The sequence below is a fragment of the Hyphomicrobium sp. 1Nfss2.1 genome, assembly GCF_965243865.1.
Lineage (GTDB): Bacteria > Pseudomonadota > Alphaproteobacteria > Rhizobiales > Hyphomicrobiaceae > Hyphomicrobium_A.
Genome location: NZ_OZ251603.1, coordinates 209,070 through 232,378, shown reverse-complemented (window position 1 = coordinate 232,378; position 23,309 = coordinate 209,070). Strand labels below are relative to the sequence as shown.

Sequence of the window (23,309 nt, the reverse complement as noted above, 5' to 3'; positions counted from 1 at the left end):
GACTGATGCAGTTTTTCGAACTGCGCGCATTTGAAGTCGTGGCGCCTTGCGGCGCCGCCCTGCCTTAGGCAGCCTCGCTCTGCGATGCCTTCGCCTGAACGACGCGTGCGAGCTGTGCACCCGGCTCCATGATCGTGCGGGCGATCTTCGTCGCCGGCGCGTTGAGGAGACCGATTAGCGTTGCTCTCAGCTCGTCCAGAGACGGCAGTTCGGCGAGTGCCTTGATGCCGTTCGCGTCAAGAACCGTCGATCCCATCGCGCCACCGAGAATGACGAGCTTGTCATTCCCCTTAGCGTAAGCGACCGACGCCTTCGCCGCGGCGATCGGATCTTCCGAGTAGGCAACACATGTCTGCCCCTTGAAGAGATCCGTGATCGGCTCGTACGAAGTGTCCTTCAACGCGAGCTTTGCCAGCAGGTTCTTGGCCACCTTCACCTTACCGCCGGCCTCTTTGACCTTCTGGCGGTAGTCGGTGAGCTGAGCGACCGTCATGCCGGCATAGTGGGCAACAACGACCAACCCCGAGTCTTTCAACGCGGTGTTGAGCGAAGCTACGAGCTCACGTTTCGCGGCTCTATCCACCTGCTCACTCCAGTTTACAGAACAGCCTCATCGGACTGTTCCGCGGGTTGCACCTTGCCGCCGTGAGCGAGAAGTCCCGCCTTCGGGCGACGCCTTGTCTGTCCAACCGCGGCGCTCGCAGAGCGGCACGGTGCTGACCCAGGTTCAAACCGGCTCTTTGCTTCCTTGTGGAAAGCTCAATCCGGGTTCGCTCCTGTCTCATGCGGGCCCTTTTTCGAGGCTTAAGCTGTCATGGCCGAAGCCCTGACGGCACCCACAGTCTCGGACAGCTTCCGGAAGCAACAGCGCGAGGCCGCGCTTCCGGTCGTGATCGCCCGCCGCCCGTTGCCGGGCAGCGCGCGAATTCCTTCACGTCCCTCGTTAGCCGAGGGCCTGACCGCCGCCGAGGCTGGCGGTGTCGACCTTGAGGCCGGGCCCCATGGTCGAGCTGATCGAAACCTTCTTCACGTAAGTGCCCTTGGCGCCCGGCGGCTTCGCCTTCACCACGGCGTCGACAAACGCCTTGATGTTCTCGGCGAGCGCTGCGTCGGTGAAGCTAGCCTTGCCGACGCCGGCGTGGATGATGCCGGCCTTCTCGACGCGGAACTCAACCGAGCCGCCCTTGGCGCCTTGTACGGCGCTGGTGACGTCCATCGTCACCGTGCCAACGCGCGGATTCGGCATCAGACCGCGCGGGCCCAGCACCTTACCGAGGCGGCCGACGAGGCCCATCATGTCCGGTGTCGCGATGCAGCGATCGAAATTGATCGTGCCCTTGGACACCTGCTCGACGAGGTCCTCGGCGCCGACGACGTCAGCACCGGCAGCCTTCGCCTCTTCCGCCTTGGCGCCGCGTGCAAACACGGCAACGCGGGCCGTGCGGCCCGAGCCATTCGGCAGATTGCAGACGCCGCGGACGAGCTGGTCGGCGTGCTTGGGATCGACGCCGAGGTTCATGGCAACCTCGATCGTCTCGTCGAACTTGGTCTTGGAGCGCCCCTTGAGGATCTTCACCGCTTCCTCGACCGAATAGGCCTTGTCGCGATTGAGGTCCTTGAGGACGCCTGCCATGCGCTTGCCGCCGGCAAGACGCGTCTCTTTGATTGCTTCTGCGCTGAGCTTTGCCATTGGTCTTACTCCGTCACCTGCAGGCCCATCGAGCGGGCCGAGCCGGCGAGCGTGCGCGTCGCCTGTTCGATATCGTCCGTGTTCATGTCCTTCATCTTGACCTTCGCGATGTCGCGCAGCTGGTCCATGCTGACCTTGCCGACAACGTCGCGGCCGGGGTTCTTGGAGCCGGAGCCCGGCTTGCCCGTCGGCTTCATGCCGGCTGCCTTCTTGATGAGGAAGGTGGCCGGGGGCGTCTTCATCTCGAAGGTGAAGGAGCGGTCGGAAAAGACCGTGATCTTCACCGGGATGGGCGTGCCCTGTTCCAGGTCCTTGGTCTTGGCGTTGAACGACTTGCAGAACTCCATGATGTTCACGCCGCGCTGACCCAGCGCGGGGCCGATGGGCGGCGACGGATTGGCCGCCCCCGCCGGCACCTGCAAGTTGATGTAGCCGTCAATTTTCTTTGCCATGGTCTCCCCTTAGCACTTGACGGGAAGGGGCTTTCCTTCCCAGGGTTAGCGGTCCAACGGGCCCAGCAGGCCCTCCCGCGGTTTTACCGCAGGGAGGCCTCGTGAGAGGCTGTCCTGCGGCGTGGGCAGACAGGCGAGCTTGGGAACGCACCTGTCGAAAAACGGCAATAGCCCGGGGTTAGGCGGGCACTTTCTCCACTTGGCCGAACTCGAGTTCGACCGGCGTCGGGCGCCCGAAGATCGACACGGCAACCTTGAGCCGCGAACGCTCCTCGTCGACCTCTTCGACGTGGCCCTGGAAGGAGGCAAACGGACCGTCGGCGACTTTCACCTGCTCGCCCACCTCGAACGTGATCGAGGGCTTCGGCCGCTCCACACCTTCCTTGACCTGATGGAGGATGCGCATTGCTTCATCCTCCGAGATCGGCATCGGTTTATTTTCCGCGCCGAGAAACCCGGTGACCTTGGGCGTGTTCTTGATGAGAAGAAACGCCGGGTCAGTCATTTCCATCTTCACCAGCACGTAGCCAGGAAGAAACTTGCGTTCGGCCTGCACCTTGCGGCCGCGCTTCACCTCGACCACTTCCTCGGTCGGGACAAGCACTTCCTCAAAAAGCCCTTCGAGGCCGGCAGCCTTGGCGCGCTCCTTGATGGCGTCGGCCACTTTGCGCTCAAAGTTCGTGTACGCGTGCACGATGTACCAGCGCTTCGCCATTGCTGCTCTTTCACCGCGCGATTGCGCAACTTGGGTGGACACTAGTGTTTCAGCTCCGGCTCAGCGGCCCCCGCCCAGCACAAGGCGGACGAGATAACCGAGGGTTTGATCCGTGATGAGGAAGAACACCGATGCAAGGCTGACCATGATGATGACCATGAGGGTGGTGATCCACACCTCTTTCCAGGTCGGCCAAGTAACCTTGGAGACCTCCTGGCGAACCTCCTGAATAAACTCGACCGGGTTGTATTTGGCCATTAATCTGACTTTCCCGGGCGACATGCGACAACCTGACGCAGTTCGAGCGCCGGCTGTTGGCGCATCCGGCGCCCTCTGCACGGATGCGTCCATACGAATTTGGCAGGGGCGGAGGGTCTCGAACCCCCGACCTTCGGTTTTGGAGACCGACGCTCTACCAATTGAGCTACACCCCTATCGTCGCGGAAAAGCGTACGCCAGACCGCGGGGGCGGCATACTTAGCCGAACTTTTCCCCTTTGTCACTTGCTAGTGACGGAATTGTCGCGAGAGGCTCCCTTTTAAGGTGCCGGCTCGACGATCACCGCCGTCCCGTAAGCTAAAACCTCGGTCACCGCCGCGGCGATTTCGTTGGCATCATAACGCATTGCGAGGACGGCATTGGCCCCCATGGCCTCCGCCTGCGCGATGAGCTGCTCGAACGCCTCCTGGCGGGCCTGCTCGGCCAGCCTTGTATATAGTGTGATGTTGCCGCCGAACAAAATCTGGATCGACGCACCGATATTGCCGACCAGACTGCGGGATCGGACCGTCAGCCCGCGGGCGACGCCAAGGTGCTTCACCACCCGGTAGCCCGGCAGGTCGTTGGTTGTGACGATGAGCATTGGCCCCTCCCTCCTGGGACCGCCGCACGCGGCGGCGGCCAAGCCTCGATTTTGCGGTGTCAAAGCAAGCCTTCGATATCCTCGCGTAGCATGTCAGGCGTGACCGCCGAGGCGAAGCGATCGACCGCGTTGCCCTGACGATCGACGAGGAATTTGGCGAAGTTCCACTTGATTGGGGCGGCGGGTGGCTCGCTCGGCGCCTCATCCTTCAGCCAGACGAACAGCGGGCTGGCGTCCGGGCCGTTGACGTCCACCTTGGCGAACATCGGGAAGCTCACATCATAGGTGCGCTTGCAGAAGTCGACGATTTCGGCCTCGTTTCCGGGCTCCTGGGCACCGAACTGGTTGCACGGAAAGCCGAGCACCACGAGGCCACGGTCGTTCAGTTCGCGGTGGAGCGCCTCCAAACCCTCGTATTGGGGCGTGAAGCCGCATCGGCTGGCGGTGTTGACGATGAGGAGCACTTTGCCGCGGAAATCGGCGAGCGAAACCTCCTGCCCGTCAATACCGCGGACGGTGAAATCGTAGACGGTTGTCATTGAGATGCGTGTCCCTCGCGCTCGGAAGGGGGGACATTAGCCGCGCACACCGCGCATGGGGAGGCCAAATGCAGCACGTGACGCATGCGTAATCGGTAAGGGATTGGAGCGGGTGAAGGGAATCGAACCCTCGTATTCAGCTTGGAAGGCTGCTGCTCTACCATTGAGCTACACCCGCGCTGCCCTCTTCAATAGTGAGCGCCGCGGCGCAGTCAAGCACCTGGCCCTGCAATGATGTTCAGGCGCCTTCGCATGCTGCGGGCACGAGCACAGCGGCGCCGACGAGGTTACCCTTTCTGAGCACAGCGATGGCCTCGTTCGCTTCGTCGAGCGGATAGGTCGTCACGTGCGGCCGGATAGGAACGCGCGGCGCGAGCCTGAGGAACTCGATTGCATCCTGACGCGTCAGGTTGGCGACCGAGCGAACGATACGCTCCTCCCACAACAAGTCGTAGGAGAAGGCCGGGATCTCAGACATGTGGATCCCGCCGAGAACGAGCGTTCCGCCTTTCTCCAGCGCTTTGAGCGCGAGCGGTACGAGTGGGCCAACGGAAGCAAAGATGATTGCAGCGTCGAGTAGCTTGGGCGGCATTTCTTCTGATGATCCGGCCCACACAGCGCCGAGAGAGCGGGCAAGCTTCTGGGCTGCCGTATCACCGCTTCGCGTGAAGGCGTAGACCTGCTGACCGTGGTGCTTGGCAATCTGCGCAACGATATGCGCTGCAGCCCCGAAGCCGTAGATGCCGAGCCGCTTTGCGGTGCGCACGAGCTTCCAGCAGCGATAGCCGATGAGCCCAGCGCACATCAGCGGGGCAGCTTCCGCATCAGAATAGATTTTGGGGATGGGGAATGAATAGTGCGAATCGGCGGTGATGTATTCGGCATAGCCGCCATCGAGTGTGTATCCGGTGAATTTCGGCTTGTCGCACAGGTTCTCTCTACCAGACCGGCAGAAGTGGCAGCGCCCGCAGGTGAAGCCGAGCCAGGGCACGCCAACGCGCTCGCCGATCTTGAATCCGCGCGCTTCCGGACCCATCGCAACTACGCGGCCAACGACCTCGTGCCCGGGAATGACGCGGGCTTTTGGATGCTCCAACTCGCCGTCGATGACGTGCAGATCGGTGCGGCAGATGCCGCACGCTCCGACACGGATGAGAAGATTGCGACCGGTCGGCTTCCTTACGGGACGCTCGGTTGGATGAAGTGGCTGATGCGCGCCCGCAAACTCCATCGCATGCATGCGCTTGGGGATAGAATCCATCGCGATGTCCGACATTTACTGATGACGGCAAAACTAGAGCAGCTTCGCAAACGAGACGTCAAAGAGCGCGTTACTCTTTGGGCGTACGCAAGCTCATGATGTAGGCGACGAGGTTGTCGATATCATCGGGCGGGATGATGAAGTCGGGCATGTTGGGATGCGAAGTGCGCAACCACACGGAGAGGGCGCGCGGGCTCATGCCCTCCGAGTCGGCAACCTCCTGAAAGCTTGGCACTTCGGAGAAGAGCATGCTCTCATCTTTCTCGATGGCATGGCATTCGGTGCAGAATTTTTGCGCGTAGGCGTGCCCCTCCTCCTTGTTGCCAAGTTCGACAGCACCGGCCGGTATCACCAGCACCGAAAGGCAGAGGGCGAGGAGTCCCACGACGCGCTGCATTGATGTTTCTCCGCTCGGAATTTGCGAGCATGACTAGCCGGTGTTGCCGCACCCGACGATGACTTAAGTCAAACCCGCCGGGCGGTCCATTCGCATCGCAGGGTTCAAGAGGCGCTGCAGTTGCTTCTCCAGTTCGAGCATGAAGAACAGTATGCCGCCAGTTGCCAACGTGACTGCACCCTGAAGCAGCGTCAGCGGCTGCGTTTCAAAGATCTGGTTCATGGGGGGTAAATACGTCAGAGCCAATTGGAGAAGCAGCACCGCGCCGACGCCGATGAGCACAGCGGGAGTGCCGACGACGCCATGCCAAGTGAGCGATGGCGCGTGCAGGTAGCGGACGTTGAAAAGATAGGCGATGCCCATGGCAACGACGGCGTTGACGACCATGGTGCGTGCAGTTTCGACGTCGGCTCCGCTCTTGATCGCCCATTGGAAGACGCCGAATGCGCCGGCCGCCATCAGCGCCGATACGAGCAGGACGCGCCAAACGAGAAAGCGCGACAGCAGCACCTCGCCGGTGGCGCGCGGTCTCCGCAACATGATGTCGGGCTCAGCCGGTTCGAAAGAGAGGATGAGCCCCAAGATGCCGGCAGAGATGGTGTTCACCCACAGGATCTGCACCGGCGTGATGGGCAGGGTGAGGCCGAACAGGATCGCCAGCATGATGACGAACATCTGTCCGCAGCTCGTCGGTAACGTCCAGCCGATCACTTTGGCGAGGTTGTCGTAGACGGCACGTCCCTCCTTCACCGCGGCGACGATGGAGGCAAAGTTGTCGTCGAGCAGCACCATCTCTGCCGCTTCCTTGGCGGCCTCGGTGCCGTTGCGTCCCATGGCGACGCCGACGTCGGCGCGCTTCAATGCGGGAGCATCGTTGACGCCGTCTCCGGTCATGGCGACGACGTCACCGTCGCTCTGGAGTGCCTCCACGAGGCGCAGCTTGTGCTCTGGGGTGGTGCGGGCGAAGACGCTGGTTCTCTCGGCAAGCTGAGCGAGGGCGGCGTCATCCAGCGCTTCGAGTTCGTCGCCGGAGACGGGTGGCTGGCTGGTGTCGATGCCGAGCTGTCCGGCGATTGCCGCAGCGGTGATGAGATGATCCCCGGTGATCATCTTCACGGAGATGCCGGCGGTGCGGCACTCCGCAATGGCCGTCTTTGCTTCCTCGCGCGGCGGGTCGATGAGGCCGACCAGGCCTTCGAGGGAGAGCTGATCGATGTCTGCGAAGGCGATATGCTCGCGCGACGGCAGCTTCTTCGATGCAAGGGCGATGATGCGGAACCCAGATCGCGCCATCTGGTCGATGGCGGCAAGCCAGTAGGCGCGGTCGAGCGGCACCCGGCCGGACGCTTCAAGCTGGTGCGTGCACATCTCGATGATCTGCTCGGGCGCACCCTTTACGCACACGAAGGCCGAGCCATCATGGTCACGGTGCAGCGTCGCCATGTAGCGATACGCGGCATCGAAGGGGATTTCATCGAGGCGCGGAAACTCGGCGCGCATGCGCTCGCGCTCCTCGCCGGCCTTCGCCGCCACCACGAGCAGCGCGCCTTCGAGCGGGTCACCGTCAACGATCCACCCCTCGGACGTGTCGCGCACACTCGCCTCGTTGCAAAGGGCTGCGCTGCGCATGAGTGTCTGCAAGGGCTGGAACTTGCGCGCGTCGATCTCGACGCCGCCCTGATGGAATGCCCCGGCGGGCGCGTAGCCAACACCGGTGATGTCGAAGGTGCCGACGGCGGTGACGGCGCGCGTCACGGTCATCTCGTTCTTGGTCAGCGTCCCGGTCTTGTCGGAGCAGATCGTCGAGACGCAGCCCAGCGCTTCGATGGCCGGCAGGCGGCGCAGGATGGCATTGCGACGTGCCATGCGCTGAACGCCAATGGCCATGGTGATGGTGGTTACGGCCGGCAGGCCCTCGGGGATCGCGGCCACAGCCATTCCGACGACGATCATAAAGGCGTCGGAGACCGGATAGCCACCGATGCGCCACGCATAAAGGAATGTCAGCGCCGACAGCCCCAACACGACGGCCGTCGCCTGCTGCGCGAAGACGTTCATCTGGCGCACCAGCGGGGTCTGTAATTCCTCGACGCGCTCAAGCAATGCAGTGATCTGGCCGAGGCGCGAGCGGGCTCCGGTGGCCGTCACCAACGCTGTTGCCTGACCGGCGACGACGAGCGTTCCGGAGAAGGCTTGCGAGCCCTCGCCCGGATCGCCTGCGGGAACGGCGGACTTGGTGACCGCAACGGATTCACCGGTGAGGATCGATTCATCGATGCGCAGGTTGCGCTCTTTGACGATACGCGCGTCGGCGACGACGCGGTCGCCGGCTTCCAGAAGCAGGACGTCACCGGGCACGATATCAGCGGCTGGGATAGAGATGCGGCGACCGTCGCGACGGACGGTCGCTTGCGGGGCGAGCAAATTGCGGATGGCGTCCAGCGCCTTTTCGGCGCGGCCCTCCTGCACGATGCCCACCGCGGCATTGATTACAACGACGGCGAGAATGACCGCGGCGTCGACGAAGTGTCCCAGCGCGACGCTGATAGTCGCCGAGCCCAGCAGCACGTAGATCAGTGGATTGGTGATCTGCGCGATGATGCGCTTGAAAATTCCGTCCTTCCTGGGGCTCGGCAGGATGTTCGGTCCAAACGCCGCCAACGCAGTGGTCACCTCGGCGCTCGTCAGTCCGGCCGGCAAACCCTCAGTGACCTCGCCCGAAGCCTCGTGGTGATGGGGCAGTCTTGTCGTGTCGGCAGGCACGGGACCTCGGTGCTAGTGGGAATGCTCGGGATGGGTCGCCAGGAAGTGGCGCAGGGCCGCGAACAGCTCGCTGGCATGCTTGCGGTCGCCTCTTTGCAGCGCGGCGCGCATGTCCTCAACGATCATCCGGTGAATCGTGTCGGTGCCGCGCCGCTGCTTAAGCAGATGCTCGGCAAGCGCTGCGGCGGCAATCTCGGGAACGTGCTCGTGCTCGGCGATGGCCAGCACCTCGGCTTCCGACAGGCCGCACAAGGCGATGCAGTCTTCGAGCGTGATCATGGTTCAACTCCTTGTCAAACAAGTTGCCCCCCGACCCTGGCCCATCGAGCCAGACCTCTTCGACGCGAGCATTGAGCTGGCGCAAGGCGATGCTAGCACCAACCCGTGACCTGGACGGGAAAAACGTGGCCCAGGGGTCGATCAGTCGGCAGGAGCGAGCGGCAGTTTGACGTGGAAGACATCGGCGCCGTCGTCCAGCTCGGCCTTGAATCCCAGTTCGCGGCAGAGCTTCAGCATCGTCGTATTGGCGGCCAGTACGTCCCCATAGAGCTCGCTCAGCCCTTCAGCGCGGGCATAGGCGACGAGATGCTGCATGAGCCGATAGCCGAGACCTTTGCCTTTGATGTCCGAGCGCACGATGACGGCGAACTCGGCGCGGCGGCAGTCGGGGTCTGAAATCAAGCGGGCGACACCCAGGATGTCGTTGCCGGAAACGGCAGTGAACGCCATTTCGCGCGCGTAGTCGATCTGGGTCATGCGCGCGTAGAACCGCAAGGTGCGCTCGGGCGCTGCCGTGAAGAAGCGCATGCGCAAGTCTTCCGGCGTAATGAAGGTGAAGAACTTTTCGTATTGGGGCTCGTCGTCGGGGCGGATCGGCCGAAGCGTAATCTCGCCGATGCCTTCGATCTTCTCGGTGCGCTCCCATTGCACCGGATACGGGCGGACCGACAGCGGCTTACGTGGCTTTTCTGCCGGGTCGGCGATGGCAACGCGGGCGTCGAGAGCGATAACCCCGTTCTCGTCGGCGAGCAGCGGATTGATGTCGATCTCGCGGATTTCCTTGTGGCGGGCCACGAGATAGCTGAGGCGCACGAGGACCATGGCGATCGCCTCGATGTCGGCGGCGGGACGGTCGCGGTAGCCTTTGAGCAGCTTAAAGGCGCGCGTTTCGCGCATCATCTGGTAGGCGAGCTTCAGATCGAGCGGCGGCAATGCGTGAGATGTATCGGCCGTCACCTCGACGGCTGTTCCGCCGGCGCCAAACATCATCAGTGGGCCGACAGTGGCGTCCTCGCTGGCGCCGAGGATCAACTCGTGCGCGCCGTGGCGCTCGATCATCGCCTGGACGGTGAAGCCGCGAATGACGGCCTTGGGGCGCAGCTTGGCAATGTTGACGAGCATTTCCTCGGCTGCAACGCGCGCTTCGGTTGGTGTCGTCAGAGCCAGCCGTACGCCGCCGACGTCGGATTTGTGTGTGATGTCGTCGGAAAGGATCTTGATGACGCACGCGTGATGGAATTCGAGGATGTCGCGCGCTTTGCTTTCGACCTCGGCGGGGCTGGTTGCGATCTCCGTTGGAACGACGGGAATGCCGTAGCTGGCGAGCAGGTGCTTGGCCTCGATCTCCGACAGCGTATAGCGATGGGCGGCAAGCGCACCGTGCAAGATCTTGTCGGCCTCCGCCGCATTGAAGTTCAGGGCCTCGGGAGCGGACGGTGGAACCTGCATCAGCTCGTCTTGCGCGCGGCGATAGCGCACAAGTTGCATGAACCCCTCTACAGCGGCTTCGGGGGTTTCGAATGTCGGGATTCCAGCCTCGATGAAAAGATGGCGGCTGGCTTCAGCGGCACCATCGCCAAGCCAGTTGGTCAGCACGACCTTGCGGCGCTGCTTGGCTTTGGAGTCGGCAATCTCCCTGACGACGACTTCGGCTGCCGCCTCGCTAGAGGCCAGCGCAGTTGGGCAGTTCATGATCAGCAACGCGTCGGTTGCCCTGTCTTCCAGGAGGATGCGGGTGGCGTTGGCGTAGCGTTCTGGTGGGGCGTCGCCGATGATATCGACGGGGTTAGCGCCGGACCACGTCTTCGGTAGCGCCACATCGAGCTTGGCGATCGTCTCGGCGGGCAAATCGGTCAGTCGGCCACCGAGGTCGGCAAGCTCGTCTGCAGCCAGTACGCCTGCGCCGCCGCCGTTGGTGAGCATGGTGAGATGCTCGCCCGTCAGCGTCGGAGCAGCAGAGAGGATTTCGGCGGCATCGAACAACTGGCGCAATTCTTTGACGCGCAGCACGCCAGCGCGCCGAAACGCTGCATTATATGCAGCATCGGCGCCGGCCAGCGCACCGGTATGCGACATGGCCGCCTTGGCGGCTGTCGCGTTGCGTCCGGGCTTCAACACGATGACAGGCTTGGCACGGGAGGCGCGCCGCGCGGCGGAGACGAACTTGGCCGCGTTGGTCATCTGTTCCATGTAGATGAGGATGGCGCGGCTCGTGACATCACCCGCGAGGTAGTCGAGCAGGTCGCCGAAATCGACATCGGCCATATCGCCAAGCGAGAGGACCTGGGAAAAGCCGATGCCGCGCGACGCGGCCCAATCGATGACGGCCGTAATCAGCGCGCCCGACTGCGAAAGGAAAGCCAGATCACCGGCGAGCGGCATTCGGTGCGAGAAGCTCGCGTTGAGGCCGATGTGCGGAAGAATGAGGCCGAGACCATTCGGCCCCTGGATCCGCAAGCAATAGGGGCGCGCTGCATCGAGCGCCGCTTGGCGCAGCTCACGCGTCACACCTGCCGTGATGACGACGGCTGCACGGGCGCCTCGCGCGCCAGCCTCGGCAATGATCTTGGGCACCACGGTCGGCGGTGTCACGATGACGACGAGGTCCGGCGCCTCGGGCAGATCCGCCAGCGAGGGAAAGCATTGCTTGCCATCAATCTCGGAGTGCCGCGGATTGACGAACCAGATCGGGCCGGCGAAGCCGCTGCTGGTCAGATTGCGGGCGACGATCGAGCCGACGGTGTGCGGTTCCGGGCTCGCCCCTACCAGTGCGACCGAGCGGGGGGAGAGAAGCTTATCGAGGTTTCTGATGGTCACGGCACATGGGGGGTTATGGGCTCGGGCGGCGCGCCGTGCGCCACCCTCAGTCTTGTCATGAGGGCAAACGTGCCCGCATGGCATTGAGGGGCGTCAACTGTAGACACACCCTTAATGGGCCACTACCACCGCCTCGTGACGACCTCAGTCGTCGTGCTTCTTCACGAGAGACAAATCCACCGGATTATAGAAAAGCTCGAACTTCTTACCGTCCTTGTCCTTGGCGTAGACCTCATAGCACGAGCCTTCGACTTTCGACCGAGTGACGGTATAGCCGGCTGCGGTTGCCGTGGCCTCAGCCTCAGCCTGAGGCTTCCACTTGTCCTTAGGCTCCTTAGTGCAATCGTCGAATCCATGCGCGAAAGCGGGGCTGGCCACGGCCAGCGTCAGAATCGCGATGGCCGCCCGGGTCGCGTTCGTCTGAATCGTCATGAGTGTCCTCTTTCGGAGAAGTTCGAATGTGCACTGACCTGGAAATGGGGACGATAGTTTGACGGTCAAATGACAGGGTGAAACTATGTCACCTTCGGCCGCGACTTGACGAATGGCGCCGATGCGGGTCTGCTGAGCACGTGAACCGGATCGTGAGACAACTCCTGGTCGTCGTACTGTTCGCCGTCGCCATGCTGGGCGGGGGAGAGCTGCCGATCCTGCACGCGCCGCAGTTTGCCGAGGCGCACGCGTTCGTGCACCGGCATTTGGGCGACGCCAAACATCAGCATTCCGACGTGGGCGCATCGAAGGATGTCGGCACCGCTCACGATCATAGCGATAGCGATCGCCAGCCAGGGTCCGATCACGGTTGCACGCACGTTCACGCTCACTGCTGCTCTACAACGGCCATCATTATGGCGGTTGCAACCCCGCCGCCTGTTGTCCAGTTCAGCGGGCGATATCGCGAACTCAACCACGCAATCCCCTACGGCCAGCTTGCGCGGCCCCCGCTCCGCCCTCCCCGCGGCTTAGCCTGATCCGACGCGCGCCGCTTTGAGGTGCGCTTTGATGGATCGGCGCGATCTGTGCGCGGGCGAAGAGTCCCCCTCCTGATTTTTCGTCCTCGTAACGCCGACGGCTAGCGCTGGCGGCGCGCCGATCCCGATGCTTCTCTAGCTTCGGAACGGCTCTGATGACACGCTTTCTCGTTACCTCGCTCAGCTTGCTGCTCCTCGCCAGTGCTGCGTTTGCGCATGGCGGAGACGATCACGCACACGAAGACGCACCGCCAGCTGCCGCGCAGCATCAGCCGCAGGTGGAACTGAGCGGCGGCGGACTGGAGCTCGTCGGCACGGTCAGCGACCGCAAGCTGACGATCTATCTCGACAGCCAGGCGACCAACGAACCTGTCGCCGGTGCGACGATCGAGTTGAAAGCAGATGGCATCGCCGCTGGGACGGCGACGGGCATCGGCAATGGGATCTACTCGATCCCTGCACCGTGGGCCGACGAGCCGGGGCACAAGCCGCTGCGGTTCGTCATCACCTTGAACGGCGAGAAGACTGTGCTCGAGGGCGAGATGGATGTCGCCGCGAAGCAGGCACAAGCGACTGACGGGCGCGTTTCTCTGACCGCTTTAGTGGCATCTCCGGTTGTGTGGCTCGTGGCTGCTTTTTCGGCGGCAGCCGGCTTTGTGTTGGCATTTGCGTTCCGCCCGCTCCGGGTCCCTGCGTCATCAGCGGATGGCGCGCGCAGCGATCCTCCGCGTGCGTCGGGCACAGCCACGGCGGTTCTATTCGCACTGCTGACTACCACCATGCTGGTGACACAGACGGAGCCGACGCGCGCGCACGGTGGCGATGACCACGCCGACGAGGCACCTGCGGCGGCGGCTGGCGCACCCAATACGCCGCGACGCTTGCCGGATGGCGCCGTTCATCTCCCGAAGCCGAGCCAGCGGCTATTGCACGTGCGCACCATCGCCGCCGAACTGAAAAAGGCGCTTCCCAGTCGCGAGTTGATCGGCACTGTGGTTCCCGATCCTTCCTCGTTCGGGCAGGTGCAGGCGCCGATGGATGGGCGGATCGAGATCGCCGAACGCGGCATCTCCCATGTGGGCCAGAAGGTCACCGCGGGTGAGGTATTGGCCTACCTTTCTCCGAGCATTCCGATCGCCGACCTCGGCACAATGCAGCAGCTGCGTGCCGACGTTGCGGGCAAACTGCGGATCGCCGAGCAAAAGCTCGCCCGGTTGACGCGAATTTCCAGCGTCGTCGCCCAGCGCGAAATCGACGATACGCGCGCCGAACTGGAGGCGCTGCGCGAGCAGCAACGCGTGCTAGCGCAGAAGGATGTCGAGTTGATCCCGCTGAAGGCGCCGGTAGCCGGTGTGATTTCCGTCGCCAACGTGCGCGCTGGACAGGTGGTGACGACGCGCGACACGCTGTTCGAGATCGTTGATCCGCACCGGCTCTGGATCGAAGCCATCAGCGGTGCCGAGCACGCTGCTCCGCTCATTCACGGCGCCTACGCCAACGACCCGGACGGGCACTCGATCAGGCTTTCTTATATCGGACGCGCCCCAGCGCTGCGCCAGCAGACACAGCCACTGCAGTTCAAGGTCGAAGAGCGGCATGACGGGCTCGTCATCGGCTCAGCGGTGAAGGTGCTGGTTCAACAAGGCGAGACGGTCGACGGCATCGTGCTGCCCGATGCAGCCGTGGTGCGTGGACCGGATGGATTGCCAAGGGTGTGGGTGAAGGAGGGCCCGCAGCTGTTCCGACCGCAGCCGGTTCGCATTGCCCCCCTCGATGGCGACAACATTGTCGTGCTGGGCGGCATCGAAGCTGGAAGCCGTGTCGTCGTTGACGGCGCCGAGTTGCTCAACCAAGTGCGCTGAGGGCTCATCATGTTCGATTGGATCATCCGCTCCAGCCTGAAGCACCGCCTGTTCGTTCTCGTGGGCGCGCTTGCGTTGTCGCTCTATGGCCTGATGACGCTACGCGAGCTCCCAGTGGACGTCTTCCCCGACCTCAACCGTCCGACGGTGACGCTGATCTCTGAAGTCGAGGGTCTCGCGCCTGAGGAAGTCGAGCAGCTCGTCACCTATCCCATCGAGACGGCGATGAACGGAATGCCGGGCGTGGCGCGCGTGCGCTCCGTCTCGGGCGTGGGCCTTTCCATCGTGTATGTCGAGTTTGATTGGTCAGTTGACATCTACCGCGCGCGTCAGCAGATCGCGGAACGGCTGCAGCTCGTGCGCGAGCAACTGCCGCGCGGCGTCTCTGCGCAAATGGGTCCGATCTCGTCGGTGATGGGTGAGATCATGCTCATCGCCATGTCGAGCGAGACGGTGAGCCCGATGGAGCTGCGCGAGCTGGCTGACTTCACCGTACGCCCGCAGATCCTCACCGTTCCGGGCGTGGCGCAGGTGATCCCAATCGGCGGAGAGGTGCGTCAGTATCGCGTGATCCCCGATCCGCGACGGATGACCAGCCTCGACGTCAGCTTCGAGGCGATCGAAAAGGCGCTGAAGGAATTCGGGTCCAACACGGGTGGCGGGTTCGTCGACCTCAAGGCGCGCGAATTCCTGATCCGCAATATCGCGCGCACGACGCGCATCGAGGACTTGCGCAATCTTGTGGTGGCGTACCGCGATGGCCACGTCGTGGCGCTGCATCAGGTGGCGAATGTCGATTTCGCGGCGCGGACCAAGCGGGGCGATGCCGGTCATAACGGCAAGCCGGCGGTCATCCTCGCGGTGCAGAAGCAGCCGGGTGCGGACACGGTGCGCATCACCGAGCGCATCGAGGCCATGCTTCCGGAATTTCAGCGGGTGATGCCGGAAGGCGTGCGCGCGAGTGACATCCAGTTCAGGCAGGCGACGTTCATCGAGACGTCGATCTCGAACATGCTGCGGGTGCTGGTCGAGGCGCTCGTGTGCGTGGCGATTGTGCTGTTCCTGTTCTTGCTCAACTGGCAGACGACTTTCATCTCGCTGGTGGCCATCCCGCTATCGGTGCTGACCACGCTGATCGTGTTCCAGATCATGGGCATGTCCATCAACACCATGACGCTCGGAGGCATTGCCATTGCCATCGGTGCGCTGGTGGATGACGCCGTGGTGGACGTGGAGAACATTTTCCGGCGGCTTGGGCTGCACCGGGCGGCGGGTGGCAGCAACGACGAGCGGACGCTGATTGATGTGATCGCGTCTGCGGCCATGGAAGTGCGATCTGGCATTCTCTACGCGACTTTAGTGATCGTGCTGGTGTTCCTGCCGGTGTTCGCGCTTTCCGGCATCGAAGGGCGACTGTTTACGCCGCTCGGTGTCGCGTTCATCGTGTCGATCCTCGCCAGCCTCGTCGTATCGCTGACGGTGACGCCGGTGCTGAGCTACTGGCTGCTGCCACGGATGCGCTCGCTGTCGGAGCGTGATGGCGCGCTGGTGCGGGTGCTGAAGCGCTGGCAGGAAGCGGGCCTCAAATGGTGCTTTGCGAGGCCGGCGTTCGTACTCGGCGTGCCGCTGGTGGCGGTGTGCGCGGCGGCGGTGGCGGGTCTGGCGCTGCCACGCGCGTTTCTGCCGACGTTCAACGAGGGCACCGTGCTGGTCAGCGTCGTGCTGCAGCCGGGGATCAGCCTCGCCGAATCCGATCGCATCGGGCGCCTTGCCGAGAAGATCGTAGCTGAGGTTCCAGAGGTCCGCTCTGTCGGCCGGCGAACGGGACGCGCAGAGCTCGACGAGCATGCCGAGGGCGTGCACAACAGCGAGCTCGACATCGATCTTGGCAAATCGGAACGCAGCCGCGAGGAAGTGCTGGCTGATATCCGCAAACGGCTGTCGGTGCTGCCGGCGAGCATCACGGTCGGGCAGCCGATTGCGCATCGGCTCGACCACATGCTTTCGGGCGTCAGGGCGCAGATCGCGCTGAAGATATACGGTGACGACTATGACACCCTGCGCGGACTCGCTTCGACGCTGGAGCAGAAGTTCAAGACGATTCCTGGCGTTGTCGATCTGCAAACCGAGAAGCAGGTGCGCATTCCGCAGCTTCAGGTGCGCGTCGATTACGCGAAGGCGGCGCTCTATGGGCTCAATCCGAGCCAAGTGACGGAAGCACTCGGCGCTTTGTCGAACGGGCTGGTCGTGTCGCAGATCGTCGATCAATCGAAGCGCTTCGACGTGGTGATCCGTCTGGCGGACGCCGATCGCAGCACGCGTGCGCTCGGCGAAATGCTGATCGAGAGCCCGGCAGGGCGCATCCCGCTCGGCACCATTGCCGACGTGTTCGAGACGGATGGGCCGAACCAGATCCAGCGGGAAAACGGCAAGCGGCGTATCGCGGTGTTCGCCAATACCGACGGGTCGGACATGGCGCGGATTGTGTCTGACATCCGCAAAACGATCGATGAGACCCCGTTTCCGCAAGGGTATTTCGCCAGCCTCGAAGGGCAGTTCCAGGCACAAGAGGAAGCCTCCGCCTTGATCGGCGCGCTTTCGGCGGCGTCGCTGCTGCTCATCTTCGTGGTGCTCTACTCCCGCTACAGCTCCGCCAGGCTCGCGCTGATCATCATGGGCAACGTGCCGCTAGCGCTGATCGGAAGCGTGACAGCGCTATGGATTGCGGGGCAGCCGTTCTCGGTTGCCAGCGCAATCGGCTTCATCACGCTGGCGGGCATCGCGACGCGCAACGGCATTCTGAAGATCAGCCACTACATCAACCTGGTGCTGTTCGAGGGCGAGCGCTTCGGCACGCACATGGTGATCCGCGGCACGCTCGAGCGGTTGCGGCCGGTGCTGATGACGGCGCTGTCGGCGGGCATCGCACTAGTGCCGCTAATGATCGGAGCCGACGAGCCGGGCAAGGAGATCTTGAACCCGGTAGCGGTGACGATCTTCGGCGGGCTCATTTCGGCGACGCTGCTCGATGCTTTCCTGACGCCGACGCTATTCCTGCTGTTCGGGCGCAAGCCGCTAGAGCGGCTGCAGAGCCGGCATGACGGTGAGCACGCCGAGGCGCGGGAGGCTTATTGATCCGAGGCGGCTTCTTCGTGAGATTCAAAGGTGATGGCGGGAGGCTCGCCGGAGCCTTTCAAAGCCGGCCGGAAGCCCCTCACCCGGCCGCGATCTGTCGATCGCGCCCGACCTCTCCCTGAGGGAGAGGTTAAGTTGCCCATGGCTTAGCCTCTTCCCGCCGGGAAGAGGCCGGCGCGGCATGCCGTGCATGCGCGGCCGGTGAGGGGGCGTTTCCGTTAGCGAGGATCAGTCGCGGACGTCGCGGAGGACGCTGGCGAGCGTGCCTATCAATTCATCGATCTCGTTCTTTTCGATGATGAGCGGGGGTGCGAGCGCAATGACATCACCCGTTGCGCGCACGAGGATGCCGCGCTTGAACGCTTCGAGGAAGCGCGTGTGTGCGCGCCTGCCCGGAGCATCAGGCAGAGGTGTGAGTTCGATTGCGCCAATGAGACCGATGTTGCGCACATCTATGACGTGCGGGAGGCCCTCGAGCGAATGCACGGCTTCCCGCCAATAGGGTGCGAGTTCGGCAGCGCGGGTCAGCAAGCCGTCGCTTTGTAACAGGTCGATGGTTGCTATGGCGGCCGCGGACGCAAGCGGATGACCGGAATAGGTGTAGCCGTGCGCCAGCTCGATCGCCGCCTCCGGGCCGGTCATGAACGCGTCGTGGACCTTGGCCTTGACGAGCACGGCTCCCATTGGCACCGCACCGTTGGTGAGGCCCTTGGCTGTGGTGATAATATCCGGGCTGATGCCGAAGTAATCCGCTGCGAACGGCGTGCCCAGGCGGCCGAATGCGGTGATCACCTCGTCGAGTATCAGCAGGATGTCATGGCGTGCACAGATCGACGCCAGGCGCTGCAGGTAACCCTTGGGCGGGATGTAGACGCCGGCAGAGCAGGCAACTGGCTCGACGATCACCGCGGCGATGGTCGAGGCATCGTGCAGGGCAACGAGGCGCTCCAAATCGTCCGCCAACTCTTCGCCGTGCTCGGGCTGCCCGCGTGCGAATGCGTTGCGCGCGGGATCGTGCGTATGGCGGAGGTGGTCGACGCCGGCGACGATGGCGCCGAACATGCGGCGGTTGCCGGGGATGCCGCCGACCGCGGTACCGCCGAGGTTAGAGCCGTGGTAGCCGCGCTCGCGGCCGATCAGGCGAGTCTTGGCGCCGTTGCCACGTGCGCGATGATAGGCAATGGCGATCTTCAGCGCGGTGTCGACTGCTTCGGAGCCCGAGTTGGTGAAGAACACATGGTCGAACCCTGCCGGTGCGATGCCGGCGAGGCGGGCAGCGGCTTCGAACGCTTTGGTATGCCCCATTTGGAAAGTGCCGGCGAAGTCCAGTTCGCCAGCCTGCCGGCGGATCGCCTCGACAATCGGCTCGCGGCAATGGCCAGCGTTGACGCACCAGAGGCCCGATGTTCCGTCGAGCACCTTGCGGCCATCGTCCGTCACGAAGCGCATGCCCTTGGCGCCAACGAAAAGGCGCGGGGCGCGCTTGAAGTCGCGGTTGGCGGTGAAGGGCATCCAGAAGGCGCCGAGGTCGTTCGGTCTCGGCTCGCCAGCGTGAGGAACTTCGAACTTCGTTTCAGCCATTCGATCAATCTCTGAGGGGCACAGGTTGAGACGACGGTGGAGCGCTCGACACATGATCGTCACACAACCGGCCGCCAATCTGCCGCTTTTTAATCATACCCGATGTGTTGAGCGGGTTGTTTTTAGTGAGTCCGGCAGCGTCACAATGACAGTCGTCGTCGCGTTCGTAAGCCGAAAAGGCGGGGTTGGTAAGTCAACGCTTGCCCGAGCCCTTGCAACCGTTGCCGCACGGCGCGGCCTCATTACCACCCTGGCCGATCTCGATGCCACGCACCAGACGTCGACGCGATGGCAGCACTTGCGCGAGCGCGAGGGCGCCTACCCTCCCCTCGCCGTGCACCGGTATGGGAACGTCGATTCCGCCATCACGCGGGAGGGCGACTGCGATCTTCTGATTGTCGATGCGCCGAGCAATACGCCTGAGCTGACGGCCGAGGTTGCCAGCGTTGCCCACTTCACAGTGCAGCCCGCCGGGTCCTCGTTCGACGACCTGCAGCCGGCCATGGAGCTGTTCTACGAACTGCGCGCAGGCGGCGTGCCGAAATCGCGCCTACACATTGCGCTGTCGCGCTTGCTCGATCCCGCCGAGGAAGAGGCCGCGCGCGCTTACGTCGAAGTTGCCGATTTCAGTCTGCTGCCCGGCGCGGTGGTCGAACGGGCGCGCTACCGCGAGGCGCACAACCAAGGCCTCGCCTTCATCGAATGCGCAGGCGAGCCGCTGAACGGGTCCGCCGGCATCCTGTTGAGTGCCCTCCTGACGAAGATCATGCAGAAGCACCGGCTGCTGCACGAGGACAAGCTCGCGACGGCGCCCCCAGATCTTGCGACGGCGCAGTTTGCCCAGCGCCCCGTGCGCGGGCTGTCGAGCTACAGCAAAGCTGCTAGCTGATCGGCAGCACGTACACATTTATCCATTCGAGAATCGCAGCGGCGTTTCTGCGCGTTAGAGCGCGGATAGTTCGTGGCCTTACGCGCCGCGGCGGGTACCCACCAGTGTACGTCATCTGCAAACAAAAAAGCCGCCCCCAGCCTGGGGTGCTGGGGGCGGTTTGCAACGTGCGCTAGCACGCGGTCAGTAACGTTTAGAACTTGTACTTGAATCCGGTCCAGATGGTGCGGCCCAGGCCGGGCTTCATACCGTCCTCGCGGTCGGTGATGTAGAACTCGTCGAGCAGGTTGGTGCCGGACACGAACACGCTGGCGCCGGTGTCGCCGATGTCGAGGTTGAAGCGGGCCGACAAGAGCCACACGCTTGGTACCTGACCGCCTTCGCCAGCCTCCTCAAGTTCGCATTCGTGAGGATCACCCGCAGTTTCTGCTTCGCACTCGAGCTCCCAGCCAGCGCCGTACTGCGTGTTGGCTGCATCGGTGTAAAAGCTACCGCGATAGGTCCAGGTCGTACTCGCGCTCCAGCGCCAGCCAGTCGTGCCTTCGACGCCGAGGGTCAAAGCAGCCACGTGCCACGGCACCTCGGGAACGCGGTTGCCGCTGTAGTCGTCACCATCAGCCGAAAACGCCTTGTCCATCACGCTGCGGGCATAAGTGTAGTTGGCCTCGGCAAAGAGGTTTAGCGGACCGCCGGTGAACGGCTGCGAGTTGAGGCGGCCGTATAGCTCGACGCCACTGATGGTGACTTCGGCGGCACGGCCGAACTCGCGGTCACCGGTTACCGATGAGAAGGACTCGCCGTACTGGAAGTCCGTAAACAGCTGGTAGAAGCCTGCAACCTCGAAATTGAACCCCTTCACGGCCGACGAGCGCAGACCGAGGTTGAAGTTGTCGCCGACCTCGTCAGGCGAAGGGAAGTTCTCGTTGCGGAGCACGTTGGTCGTGATGCCGCGGTGATAGCCGCCATAGACCGTGCTCCTGTAGAGGCCAGTATAGGCAAAGGCGATGCCCGGCAGCGCGTTGAAGCCCGAGGTGCTGTCCCGCGATGGATCGGGATCGAAATCAATACCGTCAATCTCGAGGCAGCCCTCATCGAGGCCGTTATCAGTGCAATCATCGTCCTCCGCACCGCCCGCCTCCCCTTCCTCGGCAGCGACGACGCGATTGGTGCGTTTGACGTCGTACCACTCGAAGCGGATGCCCGGGAGCACGTTGAAGTCCTTCGCTACGTAGATGTTCGATTGTAGGAAGGCCGAAGCCGTGTTGGCGCTGAGTGAGCGGTCGAAGAACGTCAGCGAGCCTTTGTCGCCGTCCTCCAGAATCTCGCCTCCTCGACCAAGGACATTCTTGTTGGTCATGTCCTGGTATTCGTACCGGATACCCGCCTGCAGGTCTTGCTTGAAGCCCAGAATGCTGCGGTTCGCCCACTCGCCGCGCACCTCGCTACCGAGGTGACGGAAGGTGCGCAGGCGGCCGAACATCGTGTCATCATCTAGGAAGATTTCGTTGCCATCCGCGACCGGCAGCTCATCGGCGTTGCCATCGGGATTGGCTTCCGGACTGATCAGCTGATAGCGGTCGCGGCGATGGTAACCGGCATAGACGCGGCTCGTCACTGTCGTGTCGTCATCGATATAAGCGTTGTGAACGATCTGGCCTCGCCAAACTTCGCCCGTGTAGGTGTTGTTTCCAGCGCCCGGCGCATAACAACTCTTGCAGCTGCCCAGCTGCCTGAACTGTTGCTCGGCCGAGCCAACAAAGCCCTGGGCAACGAGTTCAGCCTCAGCGTAGGCCGTATCTTCGTCAGCGGAGAAGTTGTCACCCAACTCGTACTCGCCGAGGAAATTCTGCTCGTCGTAGTTGTCCTTCTGCCGGGCGTGGATGACCGACACCACCACGTCCGAAGTGGATCCCTTGAACCCGAGAGCACCGTAAAAGTCGTGGATACGCAGGCGCTCGGTATCCCACGCGCCCTGCATGTCCGAGCCGGTATAGGAGGCGACAAGGCCGACGTTATCGACGCTTTGCCGTGTGTGCACATGCCAGCGATACGACTCCTCCGTCGAGTCGCCCTTGCAGCGCTCCTGATCGACGCCGTTGTCGTCCTCATATTCGTAGCAGCCGCCACGCATGCTGGTGAAACCGATGGCCGAGCTGACGACGGTCTCGTCGGGTCCGAATGGCGACAGATTGCGCGAGTTAATGACGCCGAAGTTGTTGTTGGGGCCGTGCGTGATGACGGTGCCGCGGATCACCTCGACGCTTTCGATGCGCTCCATTGGCGCCCAGTAGTGCACCGACGGGTCAAGCCACAGCGCGAGGTTGACCGTATGGCCATCCTCCATCACGAGCATCTTGCGGGACCGGCGTGGAGGCGAGCCGCGCATGCCGATGCCGCCGTGGTGCGCGTCGGCGTCGTCGTTGACGACGATGACGCCAGGAATGCGTGTCAGCGCCTCGTTCACGTTGCTCGGGTGACGCTCGGCGATATCTTTCGGCGTGATCTGCGATGCTGAACTCGAGTAGCCCTGAAGATTGGTCGGAACGAGCTGGCTCGGGTTGATGGGGGTCGTCGCGCTCTCATAAGCGCGGTCGGCGGCGCCACCAGCGGCGGGGGACCCGTAGACGGAATTGGGGTTGATGGCGGTGGGATTGGCCGCGGCGGCAGGCGGCTGAGGCGCGGGCGATACCGACTTCTTCTTAGCGGCGGACTTCTTCTTGGCTGCGGGTGCCGGAGTCGGTTGCTTTTGGATAACCTCGACCGGTGGAAGCTGCTCTCCGGCGGGTGCCGGCGTCGGTGCTTCTTGAGCGACTGCGGCCGTGGATAAAGCGGCAACGAGGGCTGCAACGGAGACAGACCCCACGCGGTACATACGCATTACTTTTTACTCCCCCCTGCCGTCGGCGCCTTGGCAGGCGCCGCCAGCTACGCGTTACTCGGGAGAAAAAAGGCGCTGTGCTTTTTGGCAAAAACTGCCGCGTTCTACTTCTCCCGTATGTCAATGAGTAATGGCGAGAGTGGCAGGTCGGAATTTCATAGATTGAGAAAAGCGCTTCCAAAAATAGGCGCGCCGGACACACGTTGAACGATTGTATG

19 protein-coding genes and 2 tRNA genes are annotated in these 23,309 nt (G+C 63.2%); 3 read left to right on the top strand and 18 right to left on the bottom strand.

Going from position 1 to position 23,309, the window contains the following annotated elements; translation table 11 throughout:
• Window positions 1-64: 64 nt before the first annotated feature.
• The 16 genes from rplJ to ACP15D_RS01015 form a co-directional block, all read right to left on the bottom strand.
• Entirely contained in the window at window positions 65-583 is a 519-nt protein-coding gene (rplJ, locus tag ACP15D_RS01090; protein ID WP_424955734.1) for a 50S ribosomal protein L10, read from the bottom strand.
• Window positions 584-943: 360 nt separating this feature from the next.
• Window positions 944-1,690: a 50S ribosomal protein L1 gene (gene rplA / locus ACP15D_RS01085; RefSeq protein WP_424955733.1), complete on the bottom strand. Its 747-nt coding sequence runs from the start codon at window positions 1,688-1,690 to the stop codon at window positions 944-946.
• 5 nt (window positions 1,691-1,695) lie between these two features.
• A complete protein-coding gene (gene rplK, locus ACP15D_RS01080) occupies window positions 1,696-2,142 on the bottom strand; it encodes a 50S ribosomal protein L11 (RefSeq protein WP_424955732.1) in 447 nt (148 codons plus the stop codon).
• 178 nt (window positions 2,143-2,320) lie between these two features.
• Complete coding sequence (gene nusG, locus ACP15D_RS01075; RefSeq protein ID WP_424955731.1) at window positions 2,321-2,857, bottom strand: transcription termination/antitermination protein NusG; 537 nt, start codon at window positions 2,855-2,857, stop codon at window positions 2,321-2,323.
• 60 nt (window positions 2,858-2,917) lie between these two features.
• Window positions 2,918-3,115 (bottom strand): preprotein translocase subunit SecE, encoded by a 198-nt coding sequence (gene secE, locus ACP15D_RS01070; protein WP_072378287.1) that lies wholly within the window; start codon window positions 3,113-3,115, stop codon window positions 2,918-2,920.
• 100 nt (window positions 3,116-3,215) lie between these two features.
• Window positions 3,216-3,291 (bottom strand) — tRNA-Trp (locus ACP15D_RS01065).
• 104 nt (window positions 3,292-3,395) lie between these two features.
• Window positions 3,396-3,719 carry a YbjQ family protein gene (locus ACP15D_RS01060; RefSeq protein WP_424955730.1) on the bottom strand — a complete coding sequence of 108 codons (324 nt, stop codon included), beginning with the start codon at window positions 3,717-3,719 and terminating at the stop codon, window positions 3,396-3,398.
• Between the two features lie 59 nt (window positions 3,720-3,778).
• Window positions 3,779-4,258, bottom strand: a complete 480-nt coding sequence (locus tag ACP15D_RS01055; protein ID WP_424955729.1) for a glutathione peroxidase — start codon at window positions 4,256-4,258, stop codon at window positions 3,779-3,781.
• Window positions 4,259-4,362: 104 nt separating this feature from the next.
• Window positions 4,363-4,436: transfer RNA gene (locus tag ACP15D_RS01050), tRNA-Gly, on the bottom strand.
• Window positions 4,437-4,496: 60 nt separating this feature from the next.
• The gene (locus ACP15D_RS01045; protein ID WP_424959153.1) at window positions 4,497-5,498 is read right to left on the bottom strand and encodes a zinc-dependent alcohol dehydrogenase family protein; all 1,002 of its coding nucleotides are present in this window, start codon (window positions 5,496-5,498) and stop codon (window positions 4,497-4,499) included.
• Window positions 5,499-5,589: 91 nt separating this feature from the next.
• Window positions 5,590-5,916 carry a c-type cytochrome gene (locus ACP15D_RS01040; protein ID WP_424955728.1) on the bottom strand — a complete coding sequence of 109 codons (327 nt, stop codon included), beginning with the start codon at window positions 5,914-5,916 and terminating at the stop codon, window positions 5,590-5,592.
• A 63-nt stretch (window positions 5,917-5,979) separates the two neighbouring features.
• Window positions 5,980-8,679 carry a cation-translocating P-type ATPase gene (locus ACP15D_RS01035; protein WP_424955727.1) on the bottom strand — a complete coding sequence of 900 codons (2,700 nt, stop codon included), beginning with the start codon at window positions 8,677-8,679 and terminating at the stop codon, window positions 5,980-5,982.
• A gap of 12 nt (window positions 8,680-8,691) precedes the next feature.
• Complete coding sequence (locus ACP15D_RS01030) at window positions 8,692-8,958, bottom strand: hypothetical protein (RefSeq protein WP_424955726.1); 267 nt, start codon at window positions 8,956-8,958, stop codon at window positions 8,692-8,694.
• A 141-nt stretch (window positions 8,959-9,099) separates the two neighbouring features.
• Window positions 9,100-11,775 carry a GNAT family N-acetyltransferase gene (locus ACP15D_RS01025; protein ID WP_424955725.1) on the bottom strand — a complete coding sequence of 892 codons (2,676 nt, stop codon included), beginning with the start codon at window positions 11,773-11,775 and terminating at the stop codon, window positions 9,100-9,102.
• Between the two features lie 144 nt (window positions 11,776-11,919).
• On the bottom strand, window positions 11,920-12,207 hold the full coding sequence (locus tag ACP15D_RS01020; RefSeq protein WP_424955724.1) for a PepSY domain-containing protein: 288 nt from the start codon (window positions 12,205-12,207) through the stop codon (window positions 11,920-11,922).
• 83 nt (window positions 12,208-12,290) lie between these two features.
• Complete coding sequence (locus tag ACP15D_RS01015) at window positions 12,291-12,593, bottom strand: hypothetical protein (protein WP_424955723.1); 303 nt, start codon at window positions 12,591-12,593, stop codon at window positions 12,291-12,293.
• Between the two features lie 308 nt (window positions 12,594-12,901).
• Between ACP15D_RS01015 and ACP15D_RS01010 the strand changes: the two genes are divergently transcribed.
• Together ACP15D_RS01010 and ACP15D_RS01005 are read left to right on the top strand one after the other, a co-directional pair.
• Window positions 12,902-14,608, top strand: coding sequence for an efflux RND transporter periplasmic adaptor subunit (locus tag ACP15D_RS01010; RefSeq protein ID WP_424955722.1), 1,707 nt, complete (start codon window positions 12,902-12,904; stop codon window positions 14,606-14,608).
• Between the two features lie 9 nt (window positions 14,609-14,617).
• Complete coding sequence (locus ACP15D_RS01005; RefSeq protein ID WP_424955721.1) at window positions 14,618-17,743, top strand: efflux RND transporter permease subunit; 3,126 nt, start codon at window positions 14,618-14,620, stop codon at window positions 17,741-17,743.
• Between the two features lie 228 nt (window positions 17,744-17,971).
• Here the strand turns inward: ACP15D_RS01005 and ACP15D_RS01000 are convergent, their stop codons facing one another.
• Window positions 17,972-19,324, bottom strand: coding sequence for an aspartate aminotransferase family protein (locus tag ACP15D_RS01000; RefSeq protein ID WP_424955720.1), 1,353 nt, complete (start codon window positions 19,322-19,324; stop codon window positions 17,972-17,974).
• A 145-nt stretch (window positions 19,325-19,469) separates the two neighbouring features.
• Here ACP15D_RS01000 and ACP15D_RS00995 point away from each other — a divergent pair, with 145 nt between their 5' ends.
• Entirely contained in the window at window positions 19,470-20,213 is a 744-nt protein-coding gene (locus tag ACP15D_RS00995; protein ID WP_424955719.1) for a ParA family protein, read from the top strand.
• A gap of 193 nt (window positions 20,214-20,406) precedes the next feature.
• Here ACP15D_RS00995 and ACP15D_RS00990 read toward each other — a convergent pair whose 3' ends face one another.
• Complete coding sequence (locus tag ACP15D_RS00990) at window positions 20,407-23,091, bottom strand: TonB-dependent receptor family protein (protein ID WP_424955718.1); 2,685 nt, start codon at window positions 23,089-23,091, stop codon at window positions 20,407-20,409.
• Window positions 23,092-23,309: the final 218 nt, after the last annotated feature.

What these genes read in the sequence shown, in the direction of transcription:
- rplK (WP_424955732.1), bottom strand. Translation starts at nt 2,142, where the DNA reads ATGGCAAAGAAAATTGACGGCTACATCAACTTGCAGGTGCCGGCGGGG.
- ACP15D_RS01055 (WP_424955729.1), bottom strand. Translation starts at nt 4,258, where the DNA reads ATGACAACCGTCTACGATTTCACCGTCCGCGGTATTGACGGGCAGGAG.
- ACP15D_RS00995 (WP_424955719.1), top strand. Translation starts at nt 19,470, where the DNA reads ATGACAGTCGTCGTCGCGTTCGTAAGCCGAAAAGGCGGGGTTGGTAAG.
- nusG (WP_424955731.1), bottom strand. Translation starts at nt 2,857, where the DNA reads ATGGCGAAGCGCTGGTACATCGTGCACGCGTACACGAACTTTGAGCGC.
- ACP15D_RS01040 (WP_424955728.1), bottom strand. Translation starts at nt 5,916, where the DNA reads ATGCAGCGCGTCGTGGGACTCCTCGCCCTCTGCCTTTCGGTGCTGGTG.
- ACP15D_RS01000 (WP_424955720.1), bottom strand. Translation starts at nt 19,324, where the DNA reads ATGGCTGAAACGAAGTTCGAAGTTCCTCACGCTGGCGAGCCGAGACCG.
- secE (WP_072378287.1), bottom strand. Translation starts at nt 3,115, where the DNA reads ATGGCCAAATACAACCCGGTCGAGTTTATTCAGGAGGTTCGCCAGGAG.
- ACP15D_RS01045 (WP_424959153.1), bottom strand. Translation starts at nt 5,498, where the DNA reads ATGCATGCGATGGAGTTTGCGGGCGCGCATCAGCCACTTCATCCAACC.
- ACP15D_RS01060 (WP_424955730.1), bottom strand. Translation starts at nt 3,719, where the DNA reads ATGCTCATCGTCACAACCAACGACCTGCCGGGCTACCGGGTGGTGAAG.
- ACP15D_RS01005 (WP_424955721.1), top strand. Translation starts at nt 14,618, where the DNA reads ATGTTCGATTGGATCATCCGCTCCAGCCTGAAGCACCGCCTGTTCGTT.
- ACP15D_RS01030 (WP_424955726.1), bottom strand. Translation starts at nt 8,958, where the DNA reads ATGATCACGCTCGAAGACTGCATCGCCTTGTGCGGCCTGTCGGAAGCC.
- ACP15D_RS00990 (WP_424955718.1), bottom strand. Translation starts at nt 23,091, where the DNA reads ATGCGTATGTACCGCGTGGGGTCTGTCTCCGTTGCAGCCCTCGTTGCC.
- ACP15D_RS01020 (WP_424955724.1), bottom strand. Translation starts at nt 12,207, where the DNA reads ATGACGATTCAGACGAACGCGACCCGGGCGGCCATCGCGATTCTGACG.
- ACP15D_RS01010 (WP_424955722.1), top strand. Translation starts at nt 12,902, where the DNA reads ATGACACGCTTTCTCGTTACCTCGCTCAGCTTGCTGCTCCTCGCCAGT.
- rplA (WP_424955733.1), bottom strand. Translation starts at nt 1,690, where the DNA reads ATGGCAAAGCTCAGCGCAGAAGCAATCAAAGAGACGCGTCTTGCCGGC.